The organism is Cupriavidus numazuensis, assembly GCF_905397435.1.
Lineage (GTDB): Bacteria > Pseudomonadota > Gammaproteobacteria > Burkholderiales > Burkholderiaceae > Cupriavidus > Cupriavidus numazuensis.
This window is the reverse complement of sequence record NZ_CAJPVI010000068.1, coordinates 1-17456: the sequence shown is the minus strand read 5'-3', so window position 1 is coordinate 17456 and position 17456 is coordinate 1. Positions and strand designations below refer to the sequence as shown.

Annotated in this window: 19 protein-coding genes; 15 read left to right on the top strand and 4 right to left on the bottom strand. The window is 65.1% G+C overall.

Annotated elements, in window-relative coordinates:
- Nucleotides 1–27: 27 nt before the first annotated feature.
- The 3 genes from KHO41_RS35320 to KHO41_RS35310 all read left to right on the top strand — a co-directional run bounded on the left by KHO41_RS35320 (nucleotide 28) and on the right by KHO41_RS35310 (nucleotide 3930).
- The gene (locus KHO41_RS35320; RefSeq protein ID WP_211957874.1) at nucleotides 28–996 is read left to right on the top strand and encodes a tripartite tricarboxylate transporter substrate binding protein; all 969 of its coding nucleotides are present in this window, start codon (nucleotides 28–30) and stop codon (nucleotides 994–996) included.
- Nucleotides 997–1035: 39 nt separating this feature from the next.
- Entirely contained in the window at nucleotides 1036–1860 is an 825-nt protein-coding gene (locus tag KHO41_RS35315) for a substrate-binding domain-containing protein (protein WP_211957873.1), read from the top strand.
- Between the two features lie 150 nt (nucleotides 1861–2010).
- Nucleotides 2011–3930, top strand: coding sequence for a PAS domain-containing hybrid sensor histidine kinase/response regulator (locus KHO41_RS35310; protein ID WP_211957872.1), 1920 nt, complete (start codon nucleotides 2011–2013; stop codon nucleotides 3928–3930).
- 23 nt (nucleotides 3931–3953) lie between these two features.
- Here the strand turns inward: KHO41_RS35310 and KHO41_RS35305 are convergent, their stop codons facing one another.
- Entirely contained in the window at nucleotides 3954–4577 is a 624-nt protein-coding gene (locus KHO41_RS35305) for an ankyrin repeat domain-containing protein (RefSeq protein WP_211957871.1), read from the bottom strand.
- A 182-nt stretch (nucleotides 4578–4759) separates the two neighbouring features.
- Between KHO41_RS35305 and KHO41_RS35300 the strand changes: the two genes are divergently transcribed.
- A complete protein-coding gene (locus tag KHO41_RS35300; protein WP_211957870.1) occupies nucleotides 4760–5743 on the top strand; it encodes a fatty acid desaturase in 984 nt (327 codons plus the stop codon).
- Nucleotides 5736–6563 carry a phosphate/phosphite/phosphonate ABC transporter substrate-binding protein gene (locus KHO41_RS35295; RefSeq protein WP_244874177.1) on the top strand — a complete coding sequence of 276 codons (828 nt, stop codon included), beginning with the start codon at nucleotides 5736–5738 and terminating at the stop codon, nucleotides 6561–6563. Before KHO41_RS35300 ends, KHO41_RS35295 begins: the two co-directional genes overlap by 8 nt.
- A gap of 11 nt (nucleotides 6564–6574) precedes the next feature.
- Here the strand turns inward: KHO41_RS35295 and KHO41_RS35290 are convergent, their stop codons facing one another.
- Complete coding sequence (locus KHO41_RS35290; protein ID WP_211957869.1) at nucleotides 6575–6973, bottom strand: DUF1801 domain-containing protein; 399 nt, start codon at nucleotides 6971–6973, stop codon at nucleotides 6575–6577.
- Nucleotides 6974–7267: 294 nt separating this feature from the next.
- Here KHO41_RS35290 and KHO41_RS35285 point away from each other — a divergent pair, with 294 nt between their 5' ends.
- The 5 genes from KHO41_RS35285 (at nucleotide 7268) to KHO41_RS35265 (ending at nucleotide 9179) form a co-directional block, all read left to right on the top strand.
- Complete coding sequence (locus tag KHO41_RS35285) at nucleotides 7268–7528, top strand: hypothetical protein (protein ID WP_211957868.1); 261 nt, start codon at nucleotides 7268–7270, stop codon at nucleotides 7526–7528.
- Between the two features lie 47 nt (nucleotides 7529–7575).
- Nucleotides 7576–7836, top strand: a complete 261-nt coding sequence (locus KHO41_RS35280) for a hypothetical protein (RefSeq protein WP_211957867.1) — start codon at nucleotides 7576–7578, stop codon at nucleotides 7834–7836.
- A 466-nt stretch (nucleotides 7837–8302) separates the two neighbouring features.
- A complete protein-coding gene (locus tag KHO41_RS35275; RefSeq protein WP_211957866.1) occupies nucleotides 8303–8563 on the top strand; it encodes a hypothetical protein in 261 nt (86 codons plus the stop codon).
- A gap of 47 nt (nucleotides 8564–8610) precedes the next feature.
- Nucleotides 8611–8871, top strand: coding sequence for a hypothetical protein (locus tag KHO41_RS35270; RefSeq protein WP_211957865.1), 261 nt, complete (start codon nucleotides 8611–8613; stop codon nucleotides 8869–8871).
- A 47-nt stretch (nucleotides 8872–8918) separates the two neighbouring features.
- Entirely contained in the window at nucleotides 8919–9179 is a 261-nt protein-coding gene (locus tag KHO41_RS35265; RefSeq protein ID WP_211957864.1) for a hypothetical protein, read from the top strand.
- 150 nt (nucleotides 9180–9329) lie between these two features.
- Here KHO41_RS35265 and KHO41_RS35260 read toward each other — a convergent pair whose 3' ends face one another.
- Nucleotides 9330–10229 carry a GNAT family N-acetyltransferase gene (locus KHO41_RS35260; protein ID WP_211957863.1) on the bottom strand — a complete coding sequence of 300 codons (900 nt, stop codon included), beginning with the start codon at nucleotides 10227–10229 and terminating at the stop codon, nucleotides 9330–9332.
- Nucleotides 10230–10400: 171 nt separating this feature from the next.
- Between KHO41_RS35260 and KHO41_RS35255 the strand changes: the two genes are divergently transcribed.
- Nucleotides 10401–11381 carry a Bug family tripartite tricarboxylate transporter substrate binding protein gene (locus KHO41_RS35255; protein ID WP_211957862.1) on the top strand — a complete coding sequence of 327 codons (981 nt, stop codon included), beginning with the start codon at nucleotides 10401–10403 and terminating at the stop codon, nucleotides 11379–11381.
- A gap of 36 nt (nucleotides 11382–11417) precedes the next feature.
- Here the strand turns inward: KHO41_RS35255 and KHO41_RS35250 are convergent, their stop codons facing one another.
- Nucleotides 11418–12377 carry a LysR family transcriptional regulator gene (locus KHO41_RS35250; protein WP_211957861.1) on the bottom strand — a complete coding sequence of 320 codons (960 nt, stop codon included), beginning with the start codon at nucleotides 12375–12377 and terminating at the stop codon, nucleotides 11418–11420.
- Between the two features lie 121 nt (nucleotides 12378–12498).
- On the opposite strand from KHO41_RS35250, the gene KHO41_RS35245 reads away from it, so the two are divergent.
- From KHO41_RS35245 to KHO41_RS35230, 4 genes are read left to right on the top strand one after another with little or no spacing between them, the layout of a single operon-like run.
- Nucleotides 12499–13728 (top strand): acyl-CoA dehydrogenase family protein, encoded by a 1230-nt coding sequence (locus KHO41_RS35245; RefSeq protein ID WP_211957860.1) that lies wholly within the window; start codon nucleotides 12499–12501, stop codon nucleotides 13726–13728.
- The gene (locus KHO41_RS35240) at nucleotides 13728–14849 is read left to right on the top strand and encodes an NAD(P)H-dependent flavin oxidoreductase (protein WP_211957859.1); all 1122 of its coding nucleotides are present in this window, start codon (nucleotides 13728–13730) and stop codon (nucleotides 14847–14849) included. Before KHO41_RS35245 ends, KHO41_RS35240 begins: the two co-directional genes overlap by 1 nt.
- A 42-nt stretch (nucleotides 14850–14891) precedes the next feature.
- On the top strand, nucleotides 14892–15896 hold the full coding sequence (locus KHO41_RS35235) for a Bug family tripartite tricarboxylate transporter substrate binding protein (protein ID WP_211957858.1): 1005 nt from the start codon (nucleotides 14892–14894) through the stop codon (nucleotides 15894–15896).
- A complete protein-coding gene (locus tag KHO41_RS35230; RefSeq protein WP_211957857.1) occupies nucleotides 15893–17128 on the top strand; it encodes a CaiB/BaiF CoA transferase family protein in 1236 nt (411 codons plus the stop codon). The genes KHO41_RS35235 and KHO41_RS35230 overlap by 4 nt, the downstream gene beginning before the upstream one ends.
- The last annotated feature ends 328 nt before the right edge of the window (nucleotides 17129–17456 follow it).

Genomic DNA, 17456 nt, shown 5'->3' with positions numbered 1-17456 from the left:
AACACCAAACACGACCGGAGACATACCTTGAAAATCGCCATTCGCCAGCTGGGACTCGCCCTGGCACTTGCCGCATGCGCCGTGACCGCGACCGCGACCGCTGAAACGTGGCCGGCAAAGCCCGTAAAGTTTGTCGTACCGTTTGGTCCGGGCGGCGCTAACGACCTGGTAGCTCGCGCCGTGGCCGACGCGGCGTCCAAGCAACTGGGCCAGCCCATCATCGTGGAAAACAAGCCTGGCGCTGGTTCGGTGCTGGGTGCCGACTATGTCGCCAAGTCCGCCCCGGACGGCTATACCTTCCTGGCGCCGGCAGGCGGCGTGATCACCAATGCCATGATCAAGGCGCATCTGCCGTACAAGGAACAGGACCTGGTGCCCGTCTCCCTGCTGGCGGTCAGTCCGTCCATTATCGTGGTGCCAGCTGACTCGCCGATCAAGGATCTCAAGGGCCTCGTCGCCCTCGGCAAGGGGAACAAGAGCTTGAATTTCGCTACGGCGGGCACCGGCAGCACGCCGCATTTTGTCGGGGAGATGCTGAAGCTGGCGACCGGCGTGAAGGTTGAGATCATTCCTTACAAGAGCGGGTCGGAGGGCATGGTCGCCGTGGTCGGCAAGCAGGTCGACGCGACGTCGGAGGCCAGTGTGGTGGTGCTTCCGCAGGTGAAGGGCGGCAAGCTTCGCGCCATCGCTTCGACATGGAATACGCGCATTGCCGCGATGCCTGACGTGCCCACCACGGCCGAACTCGGCTATCCCGGCGTCTTTATCGGCCATTGGTCCGGGGTCTTCGCCCCGCGCGGCACGCCTGAGGCGATTCTGGACAAGATGAACAAGGCCATCGATGCCGCGATCAAGTCGCCGGAACTGCGTGCCAGGTTGATCCCGCAAGGCATCCAGCCGATGGGCGGGACGCGCGCTGACTTTTCCAAGTTCCTGGCAGACGAAAAGGCCCGCCTCGGTCCGATCGCACGTGCGGCCAGCATGAAAGAAGACTGAGGCGCGGCCCGGCCCGCATTCGTCGCTCAAGGAGACCACATGAAATTCACAACCTCTGCGGCCAGGCATGGCGCGCTGGTTCTGCTAGTTTGGCTGGCCAGTCCGGCATGGGCGGATGAAATCCGCGTCATTACTTCGGGCGGCTTTACGGCCGCGTACCAGAAACTCGTGCCACTGTACGAGGCCGCCACGCAGGACCACGTCATCACCGCCTACGGTGCATCGATGGGCAATGCCGCCGATTCCATTCCCAGCCGGCTGGCGCGAGGGGAAACCTTTGATGTGGTGATCCTGGCGGACTCGGGGCTCGACAAGCTGGTAGCGGACGGCAAAGTGGCCGCGGGCAGCCGGGTTGACCTTGCGCGCTCGCTGATCGGCATGTCCGTGCGCAAGGGCACGCCAAAACCCGATATCAGCAGCACAGAAGCGGTGAAGCAGACTCTGCTCCAGGCCAGGTCAATCGCCTACTCCGCCAGTGCCAGCGGCACCTATCTTTCCAGCGAGTTGTTTCCGCGGCTGGGCGTCGCGGACCAGATCAAGGACAAGGCCCACAAGATCTACAGTGAGCGTGTCGGCACCGTGGTAGCCCGTGGCGATGCGGAAATCGGGTTCCAGCAGGTCAGCGAGTTGTTGCCGTTCAAGGAGCTGGATTACGTCGGCCCGTTGCCAGACGAGCTGCAACAGAAGGTCTTTTTCTCGGCCGGAACGATCGCAGGCCGACAATCAGCGGCCACCTCGCGGTTTGTCAGCTTCCTGGCTTCCCGGGCAGCAGCCGCGATCGTCAGTAGCACCGGCCTCGAACCGGTGGCGACGCCACTGCCGCCGCCAGCACCTCCGATGCTTGGGCAACCGGTGAAGCGCTGATTGGGCCGTGGGGCGGGCGCCTGGCATTCGCCCGGCGCAGGTTCGCAATTTGCTCAGACGATGTCGATGCACTAACTTGTAGGATTGCGTCCGACAGCAACCCGTGCCGCTTTCGGCGACTATTACGGCAGCCCCTGCCCATGCCTGTTCATGTCTGACTCCGGACGCCCTTCCAGCCCTCGCCCCGCCATTGAGCGGCACGATATCTTTCGCACGCTGGTAGAAACGATTTCCGACTACGCGATTTTCCTGCTCGATACGGACGGCACGATCACGAGCTGGAATCGCGGTGCGCAACGGATCAAGGGTTACGAGGCCTCAGAGATCATTGGCTCACATTTCTCGCGCTTCTACCCTGAAGACGCCATCTCGCGCGGCTGGCCCCAGAAGGAGCTGGAACTGGCCAGGCGCCATGGCCGCGTTGAAGACGAAGGCTGGCGCGTGCGCAAGGACGGGACGCGATTCTGGGCCAATGTCGTGATCACCGCACTGCACAACGAAGCTGGTGAAATCATAGGTTTTGCCAAGATCACGCGGGACATCACCGACCAGATGCAGGACGCGGCCAAGCTAAGGGAGAGCGAAGAGACCTTCCGGCTGCTGGTCCTGAACGTCAAGGACTACGCGATCTTCATGCTCGATCCGCGCGGCAACGTCGTGAGCTGGAACGCAGGCGCTGCGCAGATCAAGGGCTATCGGAGCAGCGAGATCGTCGGCCGGCATTTCTCGACGTTTTATCTGCCCGAAGATGTCGCCGCCGGCAAGCCGGAGCGACTGATCCAGCGGGCGCGCGAGCAAGGCAGCGTGCAGGACGAGGGCTGGCGGATACGCAAGGACGGCTCGCTGTTCTGGGCCAGTGTCACGCTTACCGCCATCTATGACGAACATCGCCAGTTGCGCGGCTTCGCCAAAGTGACGCGGGATATGAGCGAACGCAAGCGGCTTGAGGAGGTCGAGGCTTCTGCGCGCCGGATGAAGGAGTTCCTGGCGACGCTGGCCCACGAACTGAGAAATCCGCTTGCACCTATGTACAGCGCCACGTCGATCATGGAGCGCGCGCCGGATGATCTATCTCTGGTCAAGGCGAATCTGGGCATCGTCGGCCGCCAGCTACGGCATCTGACCCGGCTGGTGGACGACTTGCTCGATGTCGGCCGAATTGCCGCGGGCAAGCTCGAACTGCGCCGCTCGGTCATCCCGATCCGCGAGGTGATCGCGGCTGCCATTGAAGGGAGCATGCCCGCGATCGAGGCCAGGTCGCAACGCATTGAAGTGCAACTCGACGATTCGGATTTCCAGGTCTTCGGCGATCTCACGCGCCTGGCGCAGGTGCTGCAGAACCTGCTGATCAACGCGTCCAAGTTTTCCCCCGAGAGCACGACGATCACCTTGCGCTGCAGCCTGAACGGCCGCATCGGACAACTGACGATTGCCGACCAGGGCTGCGGCATCGCCGCGGAAAACCTGTCCGAGGTATTCAACCTCTTCGTGCAAGGCGGACAACCGGGCCAGACCAGTTCCAGCGGGCTGGGTATCGGGCTGTCGCTGTGCCGCTCGATCATCGAATTGCATGAGGGATCGATCAGTGCCGCCAGCCAGGGGATTGGCCTGGGCAGCACCTTCTCGATCCGGCTTCCGATCATCACCGAACCGCGGACATCGATGGCGCCCTTGCTGCGCCGTCCGCAGGAAGGCCTCAACATCCTGCTGGTCGACGACAACCGCGATGCTGCCGACAGCATGGGGCTGCTGCTGCAGATGACCGGGCACTCGGTCAAGGTTGCCTACGACGGCGTGACGGCGCTACGCAGCGTCGAGGATTTCACGCCCGACGTCGCGCTCATCGACCTGGCCATGCCGGATATGGATGGCTTCGAGCTGGTCCGCGAACTGCGCGACTACGCCCACCTGCATCACACCCGCTATTACGCGCTCACCGGCTTTGGCGATCCCGGCATCAAGGAAGACACGGCCCGCGCCGGTTTCGACGGGCATCTGGTCAAGCCGGTGGATATCGACGCCATGACCGAAATCCTCCAGGAAACCAAGCACCGGCCCGCGCCTCGGTAGCGGTTCCGGCATGGCGGATGGCGTCAGGCGATCCGCGCCTCCAGCTGCGCAATCACGGGTTTGGGCAAGCGCCGCGCACGGGCAATGTCCAGCGCGTTGCGGCCCTGGTCGTCGGCGATCGACGGGTCCGCACCGGCATCCAGCAGCAGGGCCAGCGTCTTCAGGCGCTGCAGCCTGGCAGCATAGAACACCGGCGTCTCGCCGTGGGCGCGCAGATCGAGGCGCGGCTTGGCCTTCAGGAGCCAGCGCATCATCTCGTCGTCGTCGCGCCAGACCGTTGCCCACAGCGAGTAACTCGCGTCGGCGCCCTGCTTCAGCAGATATCTGACCAGCGGCAGGTTTTCGCCACGCGCGACCGCATACCAGAGCGGCGTGGCGCGAAAATCGCCTTCGTCCTCGTCCATCGGCACCTCGTGCTCGAGACCGGCGCCCGCACGGAGCAGCTCGGTGACGGTGCCGATGCCATCGGCTTCGCCCAGGTCCGGCGACTTGCCCGGGGCGACCGCGCACGCGAGATGCAAGGCCGTCCGGCCTTTCGGGTCCATGGCCGAAACCAGCGCGGGATCCGCGCGCAGGATGGCGCCTGCCGTGGCCTTGTCCCAGCGTTTCGCGGCGGCGAACAGGGCGGTCTTGGTGGGTCGGGTCACGGCGAATCCTCACGTGGATGCGGAACGCGCATTCTAGCTTTGCCTGAGCGCCACCTGAAGCACATTCCCGGCCCATGTGCGCTTTGCCTCCCGACGCTCATATCGTTATCGGCATTTGTTCGTTCGTGCACCGGTCGCGCCCTCGTATGCTGCGAACTCGTCCCGCCGCGCATTCGACTCTCATGGCAACCTATCTCGACGAAAGACAGCGCACGGAGCTTGCCGACGCCGCCCGCCACTGGCTGTGGCGGACCGAGCTGCCGACATGGATTCTCATTGCCGCCGTGTACGCGGCCTGGTTCGGCGTGGCTATCCACGCAAACCGGCTGGGATTGCCGCTGACCTGCATCCTGCTGACCCTGTGCACGACCTGGTACCTGTCCCTGCAGCACGAGTTGCTGCACGGGCATCCGACGCGGCTGCTCTGGCTCAATGCGCTGCTGGGTGCCGCGCCGCTAGGGATCTGGCTGCCGTACGGGCTGTACCGCCGCCTGCATCTGCAGCACCACGAAGCCGAATTGACCCACCCCGACACCGACCCGGAGAGCTACTTCCTTTACGCCACCGACTGGCACGCCACCGGGCCGGCAATGCGCCGGCTCTACGCGTTTCGCAATACGCTTGCGGGGCGACTCCTTTTGCAGCCTGCGTTTTCGATCGTCGCAATTGTCACGGCCGAAATGGTGAAGCTGCGATCGGGCGACTGGCGTGATGTGCCGATGTGGCTCGCGCATTTGCTCGCGTTGGCAACGCTCCTCGCCTGGCTGCAGGTTGCCTGCGGCATCCCGGCCTGGCTGATGCTCGCCGCAGTGGCTTATCCCGCATGGTCGCTCGCTGCGATCCGGTCGTTCTACGAGCACCGTGCAAGCGATTCGCGCGCGGCGCGCAGCGTCATCAATGACGCGGGCCTGGCGTGGCGGCTGCTGTTTCTCAACAACAACTACCATCTCGTTCACCACGATCTGCCGTCGGTACCATGGTTTGCGCTGGCCGGGGTCTATCGCCGGCGTGCCGCGGACTACCTTGTCCGCAACGAAGGCTTCCTGGTGCGCGGCTATCGCGAATGGCTGGCGAACTACGCCTTGCGCGCGGTCGCGCCCGTGGCGCATCCGTTGTTCCGCAGTCCCGCTGACGGGCGCGCTTCGCTGTCCGGCAACCATGGCTGAGCCCAAGCGCTGGGTGGCCGCGCTGCCCATGTACAACGTATCGGCCTCGCTGCGCGAGGACTGGGCCACGCTGATCGGTCTGGTGGCCGATGCGCTGGCCCAAGGCGACTCGCCGGTCACGCTGGCCACCGAAGATCCTGGCACCGGGCCGGCCGCGCTCCACGCGTTCTGGCGGCGCGACGACGTATTGCTGTCGCAGACCTGCGGCTATCCGCTGATGCACGGGCTCGCCCGTCACGTGCGTCTGATCGGCACGCCGCAGTTCGCGGTGCCGGGCTGTGAACAGGAAACCTATCGCAGCGCGATTGTCGTCCGAGCCGGGAATGGGCCTGCCACGTTGTCCGCGTGCCGCGGCGCGCGTGCAGCTTGCAACAGCCCCGACTCGCACAGCGGCATGAACGCCCTGCGCCATGCCGTGGCACCGCTGGCGCGTGTGCAGCGATTCTTCGGGGAAGTCATCCACACAGGCTCGCATCTCGCATCGCTGGCAGCCATCACGGAAGGCAAGGCCGATGTGGCCGCCATCGATTGCGTGACGCTGGCCTTTGCTGGCGAGCACCAGCCGGAACTTGTGGCTGGCCTGCGGCAGATTGCAGCCACGCCGGCGGTGCCCGGCCTGCCGTTCATCGCCTCACGCCACGCCAGTGCGGCGCTGGTGGAACGCGTGCGGTCGGCAATGCTTGCCGTGTTGCGCAGCCATCCCGGTCTGCGCACGCGGCTGCGCCTGGAGGGCATCGTGCCGACCCGCGTGAGCCACTATCAACCGATTGCGCACATGGCACGCACTGCGCGGTTGCACGGCTATCGCGAACTCGCCTGAACCTCGCGCTCTCAGCGCTTCTTCTTCGACTGGTTCAGCGCCACGGCCGCCTGGATCAGCGCCTTCAGCGCCGGCTGGTCGATCTCCTCGCCCTCGTGGATGTCGATGGCGCGCCGCGTATTCCCTTCCAGGCTCGAATTGAAGAGCTTCGATGGGTCCGGCAATGATGCGCCCTTGGCAAAGGTCATCTTCACGACGTTCTTGTACGTCTCGCCGGTGCAGAGAATGCCGTCGTGCGCCCACACCGGCACGCCGCGCCACTTCCACTCCTCGACAACTTTCGGATCGGCTTTCCGGATCAGCTCGCGGATACGGCCCAGCATATCGCCGCGCCAGTCGCCCAGTTCGCGGATCCTCTCGTCGATCAGTTCGGACGCAGATCTGCCGTCCGGCAACCCGGTGTTCTTCATACCGTTCCCCTCAAGGAAGAGGAGGACATTCTAGCGCCGCCTTCGTGCTGGTGTTTGTCTGTGCAGTACAGACACGTGTATCGGAACCTGTCTGATGGGGGCCAACATAGGACGGCATGGAATCGGCGGGCTTTGCCACCACTAAAAAGATTTTTCCCTTTTATTTTCAATGACTTGATGATTCCCCGAGCGACTGGCACCTGGGCTGGCACACCCCATGCGTATATGACTGCGAGCGCAACACCCGATGCCCTCTAAACCAAAGTCAGCCCAGCACCCTCAAGGAGTTCCATCATGTCCCTCACCATCCAGAACCTGCCCGTCGAACAAGACCTCGATCACGCCAAGATGAGCGCCGTGCGCGGCGGCAGCCTGTTCCTGAACAGCGGCATCAACGCGATCATGGGCGGCTCCGGCGTGTCCTTCGCCAGCCCCAACATCATCGTCGCCCCGGTCACCCAGGTCGATGCCTCGACCCGCACCAACGTCGACCTCACGAGCGTCAACAACCTGCTCAATAACGTCGGCGGCATCGTGCAGGCCGCGCAGCACTAATTCCCCATCCAGTCGATCCGTTCATCCAGCCTTCCCAGGAGACCATCATGTCCTTGACCATCCAGAACCTGCCGCTCGAACAAGACCTTGACCACGCCAAGATGGGCGCCGTACGCGGTGGCAGCATCTTCGTGAATTCCGGCACCAACGCCATCGTCGGCGGCAGCGGCGTGTCATTCGCTAGCCCCAACACCATCTTCGCTCCGGTCACGCAGGTCGATGCGTCGACACGCACCAATGTCGACTTGAAGACCATGACGAACACCATCAACAACGTCGGTGGCATCGTTCAGGCGTTGCAGCACTGAATGCCTTGACGGGACAGCGGAACCGGCTCAGGTTCCGCTGTCCTGGCCACGAGCCGGCCTTCAACGCCGGCTTCCTCAAAGACCGCCCTCGGCGGTCTTTTTGCTTTGCGGCTGCCAACCCTCCGCGCGCATGCACTGCGGCTGTATGGGTCCTCACATGCGCGATGACGGGCAATGCCAGCGACCGGAACCCGCCTTCGTCAGTCTCTACGCGGATGTCCTGGCGATCCTGTCTGCCCGATACGAACGGGTTCTCAAAATGTGTCTGCCGAGATCCAACATGCCCCGGCGCCAGATGCCCCAACCTCGGCCGGATAGATCAAATTTATTCCTTTATTTTCAATTACTTAAAAATATTCTGGCGACTGGGACAGGGCCTGGCACACCCCATGCGTATATGACTGCGAGCGCAACACCCGATGCCCTCTAAACCAAAGTCAGCCCAGCACCCTCAAGGAGTTTCATCATGTCCCTCACCATCCAGAACCTGCCCGTCGAACAAGACCTCGATCACGCCAAGATGAGCGCCGTACGCGGTGGCAGCATCTTCGTGAACTCCGGCACCAACGCCATCGTGGGCGGCAGCGGCGTGTCGTTCGCCAGCCCCAACACGATCTTCGCTCCGGTTACGCAGGTCGATGCTTCGATGCGCACCAACGTCGACATCAAGACCGTGCAGAACACGATCAACAACCTGGGCGGCGTGGTTGCAGCCCTGCAGCACTAATCCAGCCCCTAGCCCTTCAGCTCACTCAGCCTACCCAGGAGATCATCATGTCCCTCACCATCCAGAACCTGCCGCTCGAACAAGACCTTGACCACGCCAAGATGGGCGCCGTACGCGGCGGCAGCGTCTTCGTGAACTCCGGCACCAACGCCATCGTCGGCGGCAGCGGCGTATCGTTCGCCAGCCCCAACACGATCTTCGCTCCGGTCACGCAAGCCGATGCGTCGACCCGCACCAACGTCGACATCAAGACCGTGACCAACACGATCAACAACCTGGGCGGCATGGTCGCAGCCCTGCAGCACTAATCCAGCCTCTAGCCCTTCAGCTCACTCAGCCTACCCAGGAGATCATCATGTCCCTCACCATCCAGAACCTCCCGCTCGAACAAGACCTCGACAGCGCCAAGATGGGCGCCGTGCGCGGCGGCAGCGTCTTCGTGAACTCCGGCATCAATGCCATCACCGGCGGCGCTGGCGTCTCGTTCGCGAGCCCGAACACCATCGTGGCCCCGGTCACGCAAGTGGATGCCTCGACCCGCACCAACGTCGACATGAAGACCGTCAGCAACATGCTGAACAACGTCGGCGGCATCGTTCAGGCGCTCCAGCACTAAGTCCTTCCGGGGCAGCGGAACCCGTCGCGGTTCCGCCCTCCGTTCCTACGAGCCGGCGTCCGGCCGCCCGGCTCATTTCAAGACCGCCTCGTGCGGTCTTTTTTCTGTTACGCATCAATGGCCGTAACGAGAGGGAGCGTTAAGGCGGTCTCACATGAAGCCCGGGTTTCGTGGGAGATAGCGCGTCCAGTCGCCGAAATCGCCCGTCGACATCAGCACCATCGGAAGCGTGAATCGCATGCCCTGGCTGGCCGCGATCGCCAGCGCGTCGCTCGTCCCGGGAACGAACACGGATACCTGCCTTGCATCCCCCGCGACGGCCAAAGCCAGTGCCGCACGGAATGCACCGGGCATCGCCTGTGCATCCATGACCGCCAGGGGACCTACATGGCCCGACGCGGCCACGTACGCGTAGCCGACGCGCTCGCCTTCGTCTTCGAGAAAGACGCCTCGCATCCTCGGATCGGCCAGCAGATACCTGTGATGCGTCTCTCGCGAAACCCCCAGTGTCGCGATGTCGAGCCGCTGCAGCGTGTCGAGGTCGGCGGCACTCGTGCCGATCGGCGTCGCGCGAAGCGCGGGACCACCTGCGTACCCTGCCAATGACGCCCGCTCCGCAGTGCACAAATGAATCGGCACTCGCGGCAGCATGCCGTGCCGCACGTACAGCCCCTGCGACACGACGTTGAAGGCAAAGGTAATCAGGCTCTTCTCGGTGGCCCCCGCCTGGCCAGCATGCTGGAGTGTGCGATCGAGCAACTCGTTGCCGATGCCCTGTCCCTGCCGGCCCGGTGCCACGAACAGTTCCGCCAGAAACCAGAGCCGCCCGCTCACCCAGCTCTGCGCAAAGCCGGCAATCTCGCCATCGTCCTCTGCCAGCCACGTGCCGCGGGGATCGTCCCGAAGGCAGAACGACTGGAAATCCGGAGACCGCGACGTGGCAATCGCCCCGAACCCGTGGCGGGCGGTCAGGTCGTTGATGCTGCGGGTCACCAGTGCTTCGGCACGGGCCAGTTCATCAACGCGTGCAGGTCGGAAAACAAGCGGCATGGACTCCTCCTGCATGGCAATGTCTGGTGGTATAGCAGAAGGCCCCGCAAGGGCCAAGCGGCCGACCGCCGCCTGCGCGGTGGCGCCTCGGTACCATCCCCATGGCAAGGCTCGTGTCTTCGGCGCAGAATCCGGACTCATAACACCAAGACAAGACCAAGGAGACCCGCCATGCCCGACCGCCGCCAGTTCTGCACTGCCGCGCTATCCCTCGGCGCCTCGCTCGCCGCGCCGTTTGCACTGGCGCAGGGCGCTGCCTACCCCACCAAGCCCGTGACGATCGTCGTGCCCAATCCGCCGGGCGGCGTCGTCGATACTTCCGCGCGCCTGGTCTCCGACGCGCTGGCGCGCCAGCTCGGGCAGGCCGTCGTCATCGACAACCGTGCGGGCGGCAGCGGCAATATCGCGTACCAGCTGGTCGCGCGCGCGCCGAAGGATGGCTATACGCTGCTGGCTTCCTATTCCGCCTACCACGTGGGCAACCCGGCCATGTTCGCCAAGCTGCCTTGGGACCAGAAAGACCTTGTGCCGGTGGGCCTGATTGCCGCGGCTACCAACGTGATCACGGTGAATCCCTCGCTGCCAGTGAACAACCTGAAGGAGTTCATTGCCTACCTGAAGCAGAATCCGGGAAAGGTGAACTACGCCTCGCAGGGCAACGGCTCTCTGTCGCATGTGGGTACCGAGCTGTTCTGCCAGACCACGCAAACGCGGATGACGCACGTGCCGTACAAGGGTTCCGGTGCGGCCATCCAGGACGTGCTCAGTGGTCAGGTGCAGGTGTTCATGACCACGCCGCCATCGGTGATCGGCCATATCCAGACCGGCAAGCTCAAGGCGCTGGCCGTCACCAGCAAGATGCGCCACCCGATGCTGCCCAACGTGCCGACCACGGCCGAGGCAGGCCTGCCCGGCTTCGAACTGGAGGCATGGGTCGCCCTGTTCGCGCCGGCGGGCACGCCGCCCGAGGTCATCGCCAAGCTGACCGATACCTTGAAGACCGTGCTGGCCCAGCCCGAGACGAAGAAGCGCGCCGAGACTGTTGGCATCGAAGCGCGCTACATGGATCCACCGGCACTGGCGGCGCTGGTCAAGAAGGATACCGAGTACTGGGGCAAGATCATCAAGGCGAAGAACATCACGGCCGACTGATCGCTGCCGGGACAGCTATCCGCGACAGGCGGCGTTTCAGCGCCGCCAGAGGCCTTCGCGGATCAGCGCATCAGCGATGCGGGGGATCATCTGCGCGACCCGGCGAGCCGCCTCGGTAAACGGGCGCTGGCTGCTCGTGGCCAGCACGACGGTCTGGCGCAAGGCGCGGTCCGCCAGCGGCACGGCTTCAAACGCGCCGCTTTCCAGTTCGGCGCTGATCGCGTGGTAAGGCAGCACGGTAAACGCCGCGTGATCCATCACCATGCGCTTGATCACGACCGACGAAGTCGCTTCCATGCAGACCTCCAGGCTGATGTCCTGCGCGCCGGCCAACTCCTCCAGCAGGCTGCGGATCGCATTCGGCGGCACCGGCAGGACCAGCGGCAGCCCGCCAATCTGGCGCAGCTGCACCGACGCCGGGACCCCACCCGCCGCACGCCAGTGGGCACGCATCGCATCGCGCCGGCCGACGATCATCAGCGGTGTCTCGAGCAGGCGCCGATAGCTGTTGCGCCCCTCGGCCCGATAGCGGTTCACCACGGCCAGATCGATGCTCCCCTGGGTCAGCCGCGCCTCGATGTCACCGCTGTAGCCCTCGACGATGCGCAGCCGCACCGCCGGCATGCGCGCCTGCACCGTCGCGAACAGCCGGGTCGCCATCAGCGGCGCCACCGCCGGCACCAGGCCGACCGTCAGCACGCCGGCCACGTTGCCAGCCTGCGCCCGTGCCGATTCCACCAGTTGCCGCGCGCCCGAAAGCAACGGCTCGGCATCGCCCAGCACCTGCTCTGCCAGCGCGGTCGGCCGCACGCCGCGCCCCGTGCGATAGAACAGCGCGCCGCCGAACGTCTTTTCCAGCATGCTGATCTGCCGGCTGATAGCCGACTGCGCGAGCCCCAGCTGCGCCGCAGCGCCCGAGACGCTGCGCGCATGCGCCACCGCAATGAATGTGGCCAGTGCCTTGAGCGTGAGCTCGTGTTCCGCTTCCCCTTGCATGCGCCAACTCCAGCTTTCCAATAAAGAGAAACCTGCTTTCTCAATCTGTCATTGATCCAAGGATATCGGCTCTTTATCTTAAGAGGCAACTACCCCGACAACACCAAGGAGACGACGACCCATGCCACTGACCGCACAAGACCACCCGCTGGCACCCTTGAATGCCGCGGATGCCGAAATGCTCGCCCGTGTGCAGCAACTGGTGCAGGACAACATTGGCCCCAAGGCCAATGCCGTGAACCGCGATGATGCATTCGCGTGGGATACGTTCCGCACACTGGCCGACAGCGGCGTCATCGCCACTGCCTTCCCGCGTGAACTCGGAGGCTCCGATGCGTCCATGCTGCTGCGCGTCAGGATCATCGAGGAAATTGCACGCGTGTGCAGCACCGCAGCGTCGATCGTCACCGGCACGGACCTGTCGTCGCGGCCGATCGTCGCCGGTGGCTCCGCCGAACTGTGTGCACAGATCGTTCCGGCACTGGCCCGCGGCGAACTGCAGTCCGCATTCGCGCTGACCGAGCCCGGTGCCGGATCGGACCTCGCACGGCTGTCCACGACGGCATCGCGCCATCCGGGCGGCTATCGGCTCACAGGGGTGAAGAAGTTCATTACGCGTGCCACCGTGGCGGACATGTTCGTGGTGGTGGCATCACTCGCCGACGGCCCTGGCGGCAGCAAGGGGTTGACGGCGTTCCTCGTCCCGCGTGACGCCGAAGGGTTGTCCGTCTCGCCGATCATCCCCAAGCTCGGCTGGCATGGCGTACCGATCGCCGAAGTGCGGCTCGACGACGTCTGGGTGCCGGACTCCCACCGGCTTGGCGAAGAGGGCCAGGGCATGGCGCTGGCGCAGGACACGCTGGTGCGCGCGCGCGTCGGCCATGCGGCCATTGCGCTCGGGCGCATGACCGGCGCACTGCAGATCGCCGCCCAGTACGCGGGCCACCGGCAGGTTTCCGGCAAGGCGGTCGGCGAACACCAGGGCATTCAATGGATGATGGCCGACATGGCCGCCCGCATCGAAGCGGCGCGCTGCCTTGTCTACAGCGTCGCCCAGCGCTACGACCGCAAGGATGCCGAGACCTCGATCCACGCGTCGATCGCCAAGATGCACAGCACGGACCTCTGCATGCGCGTCGTGGTCGATTGCGCACAACTGCTCGGCGGCAACAGCTACCTGAACGCGTACCCGATCGAGCGCTTCCTGCGCGACGCCAAGATGAACCAGATTGGCGAGGGCACCAGCGAAGTCCACAAGAACCTGATCGGCCGCTACGTCATGAAGACCGCGTCGGCCATGTCACAGCACCCGTGCCTCGATTTCGAGCCGGATCTGTTCGGAGCACAGTAATGGCATCGAAGGCACACGGCGTTCCCGCCGACTCCCTGACCAACCCCCTGTGCGCGCAGCTTGGCATCCGCTATCCGGTATTCGGACTCGCGCACAGCATCGAGGTGGCGGCGGCCATTTCCAACGCGGGCGGACTCGGCGTCTATGCCGCCGCGCGCGATGGCCCCAACGAACTGGCGCGCAAGCTGGCGGACCTGCGCGCGCTGTGCCCGGACGCACCGGTCGGCGTCGACCTGCTGCTGCCGACCGCGCTGCCCGGCGCCGCCACGCCGGAAGACCTGGCAGCGGCCATTCCGGACGGACACCGTCAATTTGTCGATGGGCTGTTCGATCGCTTCAACGTACCGCCTGCCACCGAGGGGAACTTCTTTTCGCAGTACGTGCGCTCGCAGGCGCTGTTTGAAGAGCAGATCACCGCCGTCGTGGAAAGCCGCATGGATGTCTTTGCCGCCGGCGTGGGCACTCCGGCCGAAAGCCTTGCGCGGGTGCGCCGTGCGGGAAAGACCACGTTCGCACTCGTGGGCGCGGTCAAGCATGCGCGCAAAGCGATCGAAGCCGGCGTGGACGTGCTGGTAGCACAAGGCTACGACGCCGGCGGGCATACCGGCAACGTTGGCACGTTCACGCTGGTGCCGCAGATCATCGCCGCTGCACAAGGGCGGCCCGTGCTTGCCGCGGGCGGGATCGGCGCAGGCAGCCAGATTGCCGCCGCGCTGGCCATGGGCGCACAAGGCGCGTGGCTCGGCACGGTATGGCTGGGCAGCGCGGAGCATCGGCTGCCGGCTGCGCTGACCGACAAGCTCGTGGCCGCGACCAGCGAAGACACGGTCATCACCCGTGCGCACAGCGGCAAGCCATGCCGCGTGGTGCGCAGCGCATTCTCGGATGCCTGGGAGGCGCCCGATGCGCCGGCGCCGCTCGACATGCCCTACCAGCAGGCACTGACCGGCCGGTTGCTGGCTGCCGTCGAGCAGCATGAAATCGCCCCGCTGATGTACGAGGCGGCCGGACAGAGCGTCGCCTGGGTGCGGGAAGTCGAACCCGTGGCACAGATCATGGACCGGCTGGTGCGGGAAACGCGCCAGTCCCTCGGCCAGCTTCGCTCTTACCTGCCGGCCTGAGCACACGGCCAGCCGGACACGATATAAACAGAAGGAGACTCTATGGACCGCCGTACATTCGCCAGGACCGCCTTTCAGGCGGCGCTGGGGGCAACCATTCCCGGCTGGCTGCCGGCGCTGGCCCGCGCGGCCACCGCCGCAGGGCCCGGCGGATTTCCCGACCGCCCCTTGCATGCCGTGGTGCCGTACCCCGTCGGTGGCGTGGTCGATGTGACGTTGCGGGCCGTGCTCGACCGCATGTCGATCGACCTGCCCCAGCGTGTGGTGGTGGAAAACCGGCCCGGCGCCGACGGGCGCATCGCCATCGACTTCGCGTGGCGCGCGCCGGCGGACGGCTACACGCTGCTCGGCGTATCGCCGGTGCTTGCGGCGGCTCCGACCCTGTACCCCGATTCCGGCATCCGCATCCAGAACTTCCGCGCGGTCGGCGCGGTGGCGGCGGTGCCGTCTGTATTTGTCGTCCACAGCGACGTGCCCGCGAAGACGCTCAAGGAATTCACGGCGTGGGCAAAGACCCGGCCCGGTGCGGTAAACGTTCCGGTACCAGGCACGGGCAGCTCGCTCCATCTCGCACAGGAGCTGTTCTTCGAATCGACCGGCGTACGCGTCACCAATATCGGCTACAAGGGCCAGCCGCCTTCCGTGCTGGACCTCGGACGTGGACAACTGCAGTTCGCGCTGCTGTCGCAGAACCTGGCGCTGCCGCTGATCCAGTCGAAGCGCGTGCGTCCGCTTGCCGTCAATGCCACGCGCCGTACCCGCTCGCTGCCGGACATCCCGACCATCGCCGAAGCCGGGTATCCCGAGGCACTCGTGCAATCCTGGTACGGCCTGGCGGTCCATGCACGCACAGCGCCGGCCATCGTCGACTATCTCAGTACCGCGCTGCAAGCATCGCTGGCGACACCGGATGTGCGCAACAAGCTCATGGCGCTCGACGCCGAAATCCTCGCGCTTGATGCCAAACAGTTCGACAACCTGATCCGGTCGGAAGCGACGCGGCTGGCGGCACTGATCAAGGCACGCGACATCAAGGGGGATGCATGAGCCAGCATTCCCACACACCGCCCCACGCGCAGCAGGATAGCCATGGGCCGCTCCACGGCCTGCGCATCCTGGACATGGCCACGGTGCTCGCCGCACCATTCGCCTGCACGTTGTGCGCGGACATGGGCGCCGACGTCGTCAAGCTCGAACTGCCCGACGGCAGCGACCCGCTGCGCGGACTGGCGCCGGTCAAGGACGGCCTGCCGCTCTACTGGAAGGTCGCGAATCGCGGCAAGCGCGGCATCTCGCTGGACGTGCGGCAGCCGGAAGGCCGCGACCTGTTCCTGCGGCTGCTGCCCGGTTTCGACGTACTGGTCGAGAATTTCCGCACCGGCACGCTGGACCGCTGGGGACTCGACACGGCCACGCTGCGCGCCGCCAACCCGCGCCTGATCATCCTGCGGCTGACGGGCTTCGGGCAGACCGGACCCTACGCCGCACGCGCCGGCTTTGCTCGTGTGTTCGAAGCCATGAGCGGCTTTACCAACCTGACCGGCGACGCCGACGGGCCGCCGCTGCACATGAATTACCCGGCCGGGGACGTGATGGCCGGGCTCTTCGGTGCCTTCGCCATTGCCACGGCTGCCGCCGAACGCCGGCTCGATCCGGAGGCACCGGGCCGCGAGATCGACCTGTCCGCCACCGAGGCGCTGTTCCGGCTGCTGGAGCCACTCGCCGTCGAGTACGAGCAGCTTGGCCAGGTCCGGCAGCGCGCGGGCAATCGCGCCACCTATACCGCGCCGTCGAACATGTACGCGACGGCCGATGGCCAGTGGGTGTCCATGGTGGCGTCTTCCAACCCGATCTTCCGGCGCCTGTGCGCGGCAATCGGCAGGCCCGAGCTTGCCGACGATCCGCGCTTTGCCACGAACCCCGCGCGCGTGCAGCATCTTGAAGCGCTCGACGGCATCATCGGCGCCTGGTTTGGCGCGAACGATTACCCGACGGTCGCCGCGGCCCTGGAAGCACGGGAAATCCCGTTCAGCAAGATCTTCTCGATCGAGGACATCCTCGAAGATCCTCACTTCCAGGCCCGGCAAGCGATCGTGCGCCTGCCCGACCCGGACCTCGGCTCCGTTCCCGCACCTTGCCAGGTGCCGCGTTTCTCCGGCTACACACCGGCGCCGCCGAGGACCGGCCCCGCTGTCGGCGAACACAACGACGAGATCTACGCCGCCGTCGGACTGACTCCGCGTGACATGGAAGCGTTGCGCAAACAAGGCGTGTTGTGATCGATGCCTGAAGGCGGTGCCGCCGCATGTCCGCGGGAATCCAACAGATTGCCGCGGACATGTACGTCGGCATCCGACATGCGCGGACATGGACCGCAACCGCAAACAACGGCCAAGAGAAAAATTTCTGCTTTGCTTTCAATGACTTGATGATTCCCTGAGCGACTGGCACCTGGGCTGGCACACCCCATGCGTATATGACTGCGAGCGCAACACCCGATGCCCTCTAAACCAAAGCCAGACCAGCCCCCTCAAGGAGTTCCATCATGTCCCTCACCATCCAGAACCTGCCCGTCGAACAAGACCTCGATCACGCCAAGATGAGCGC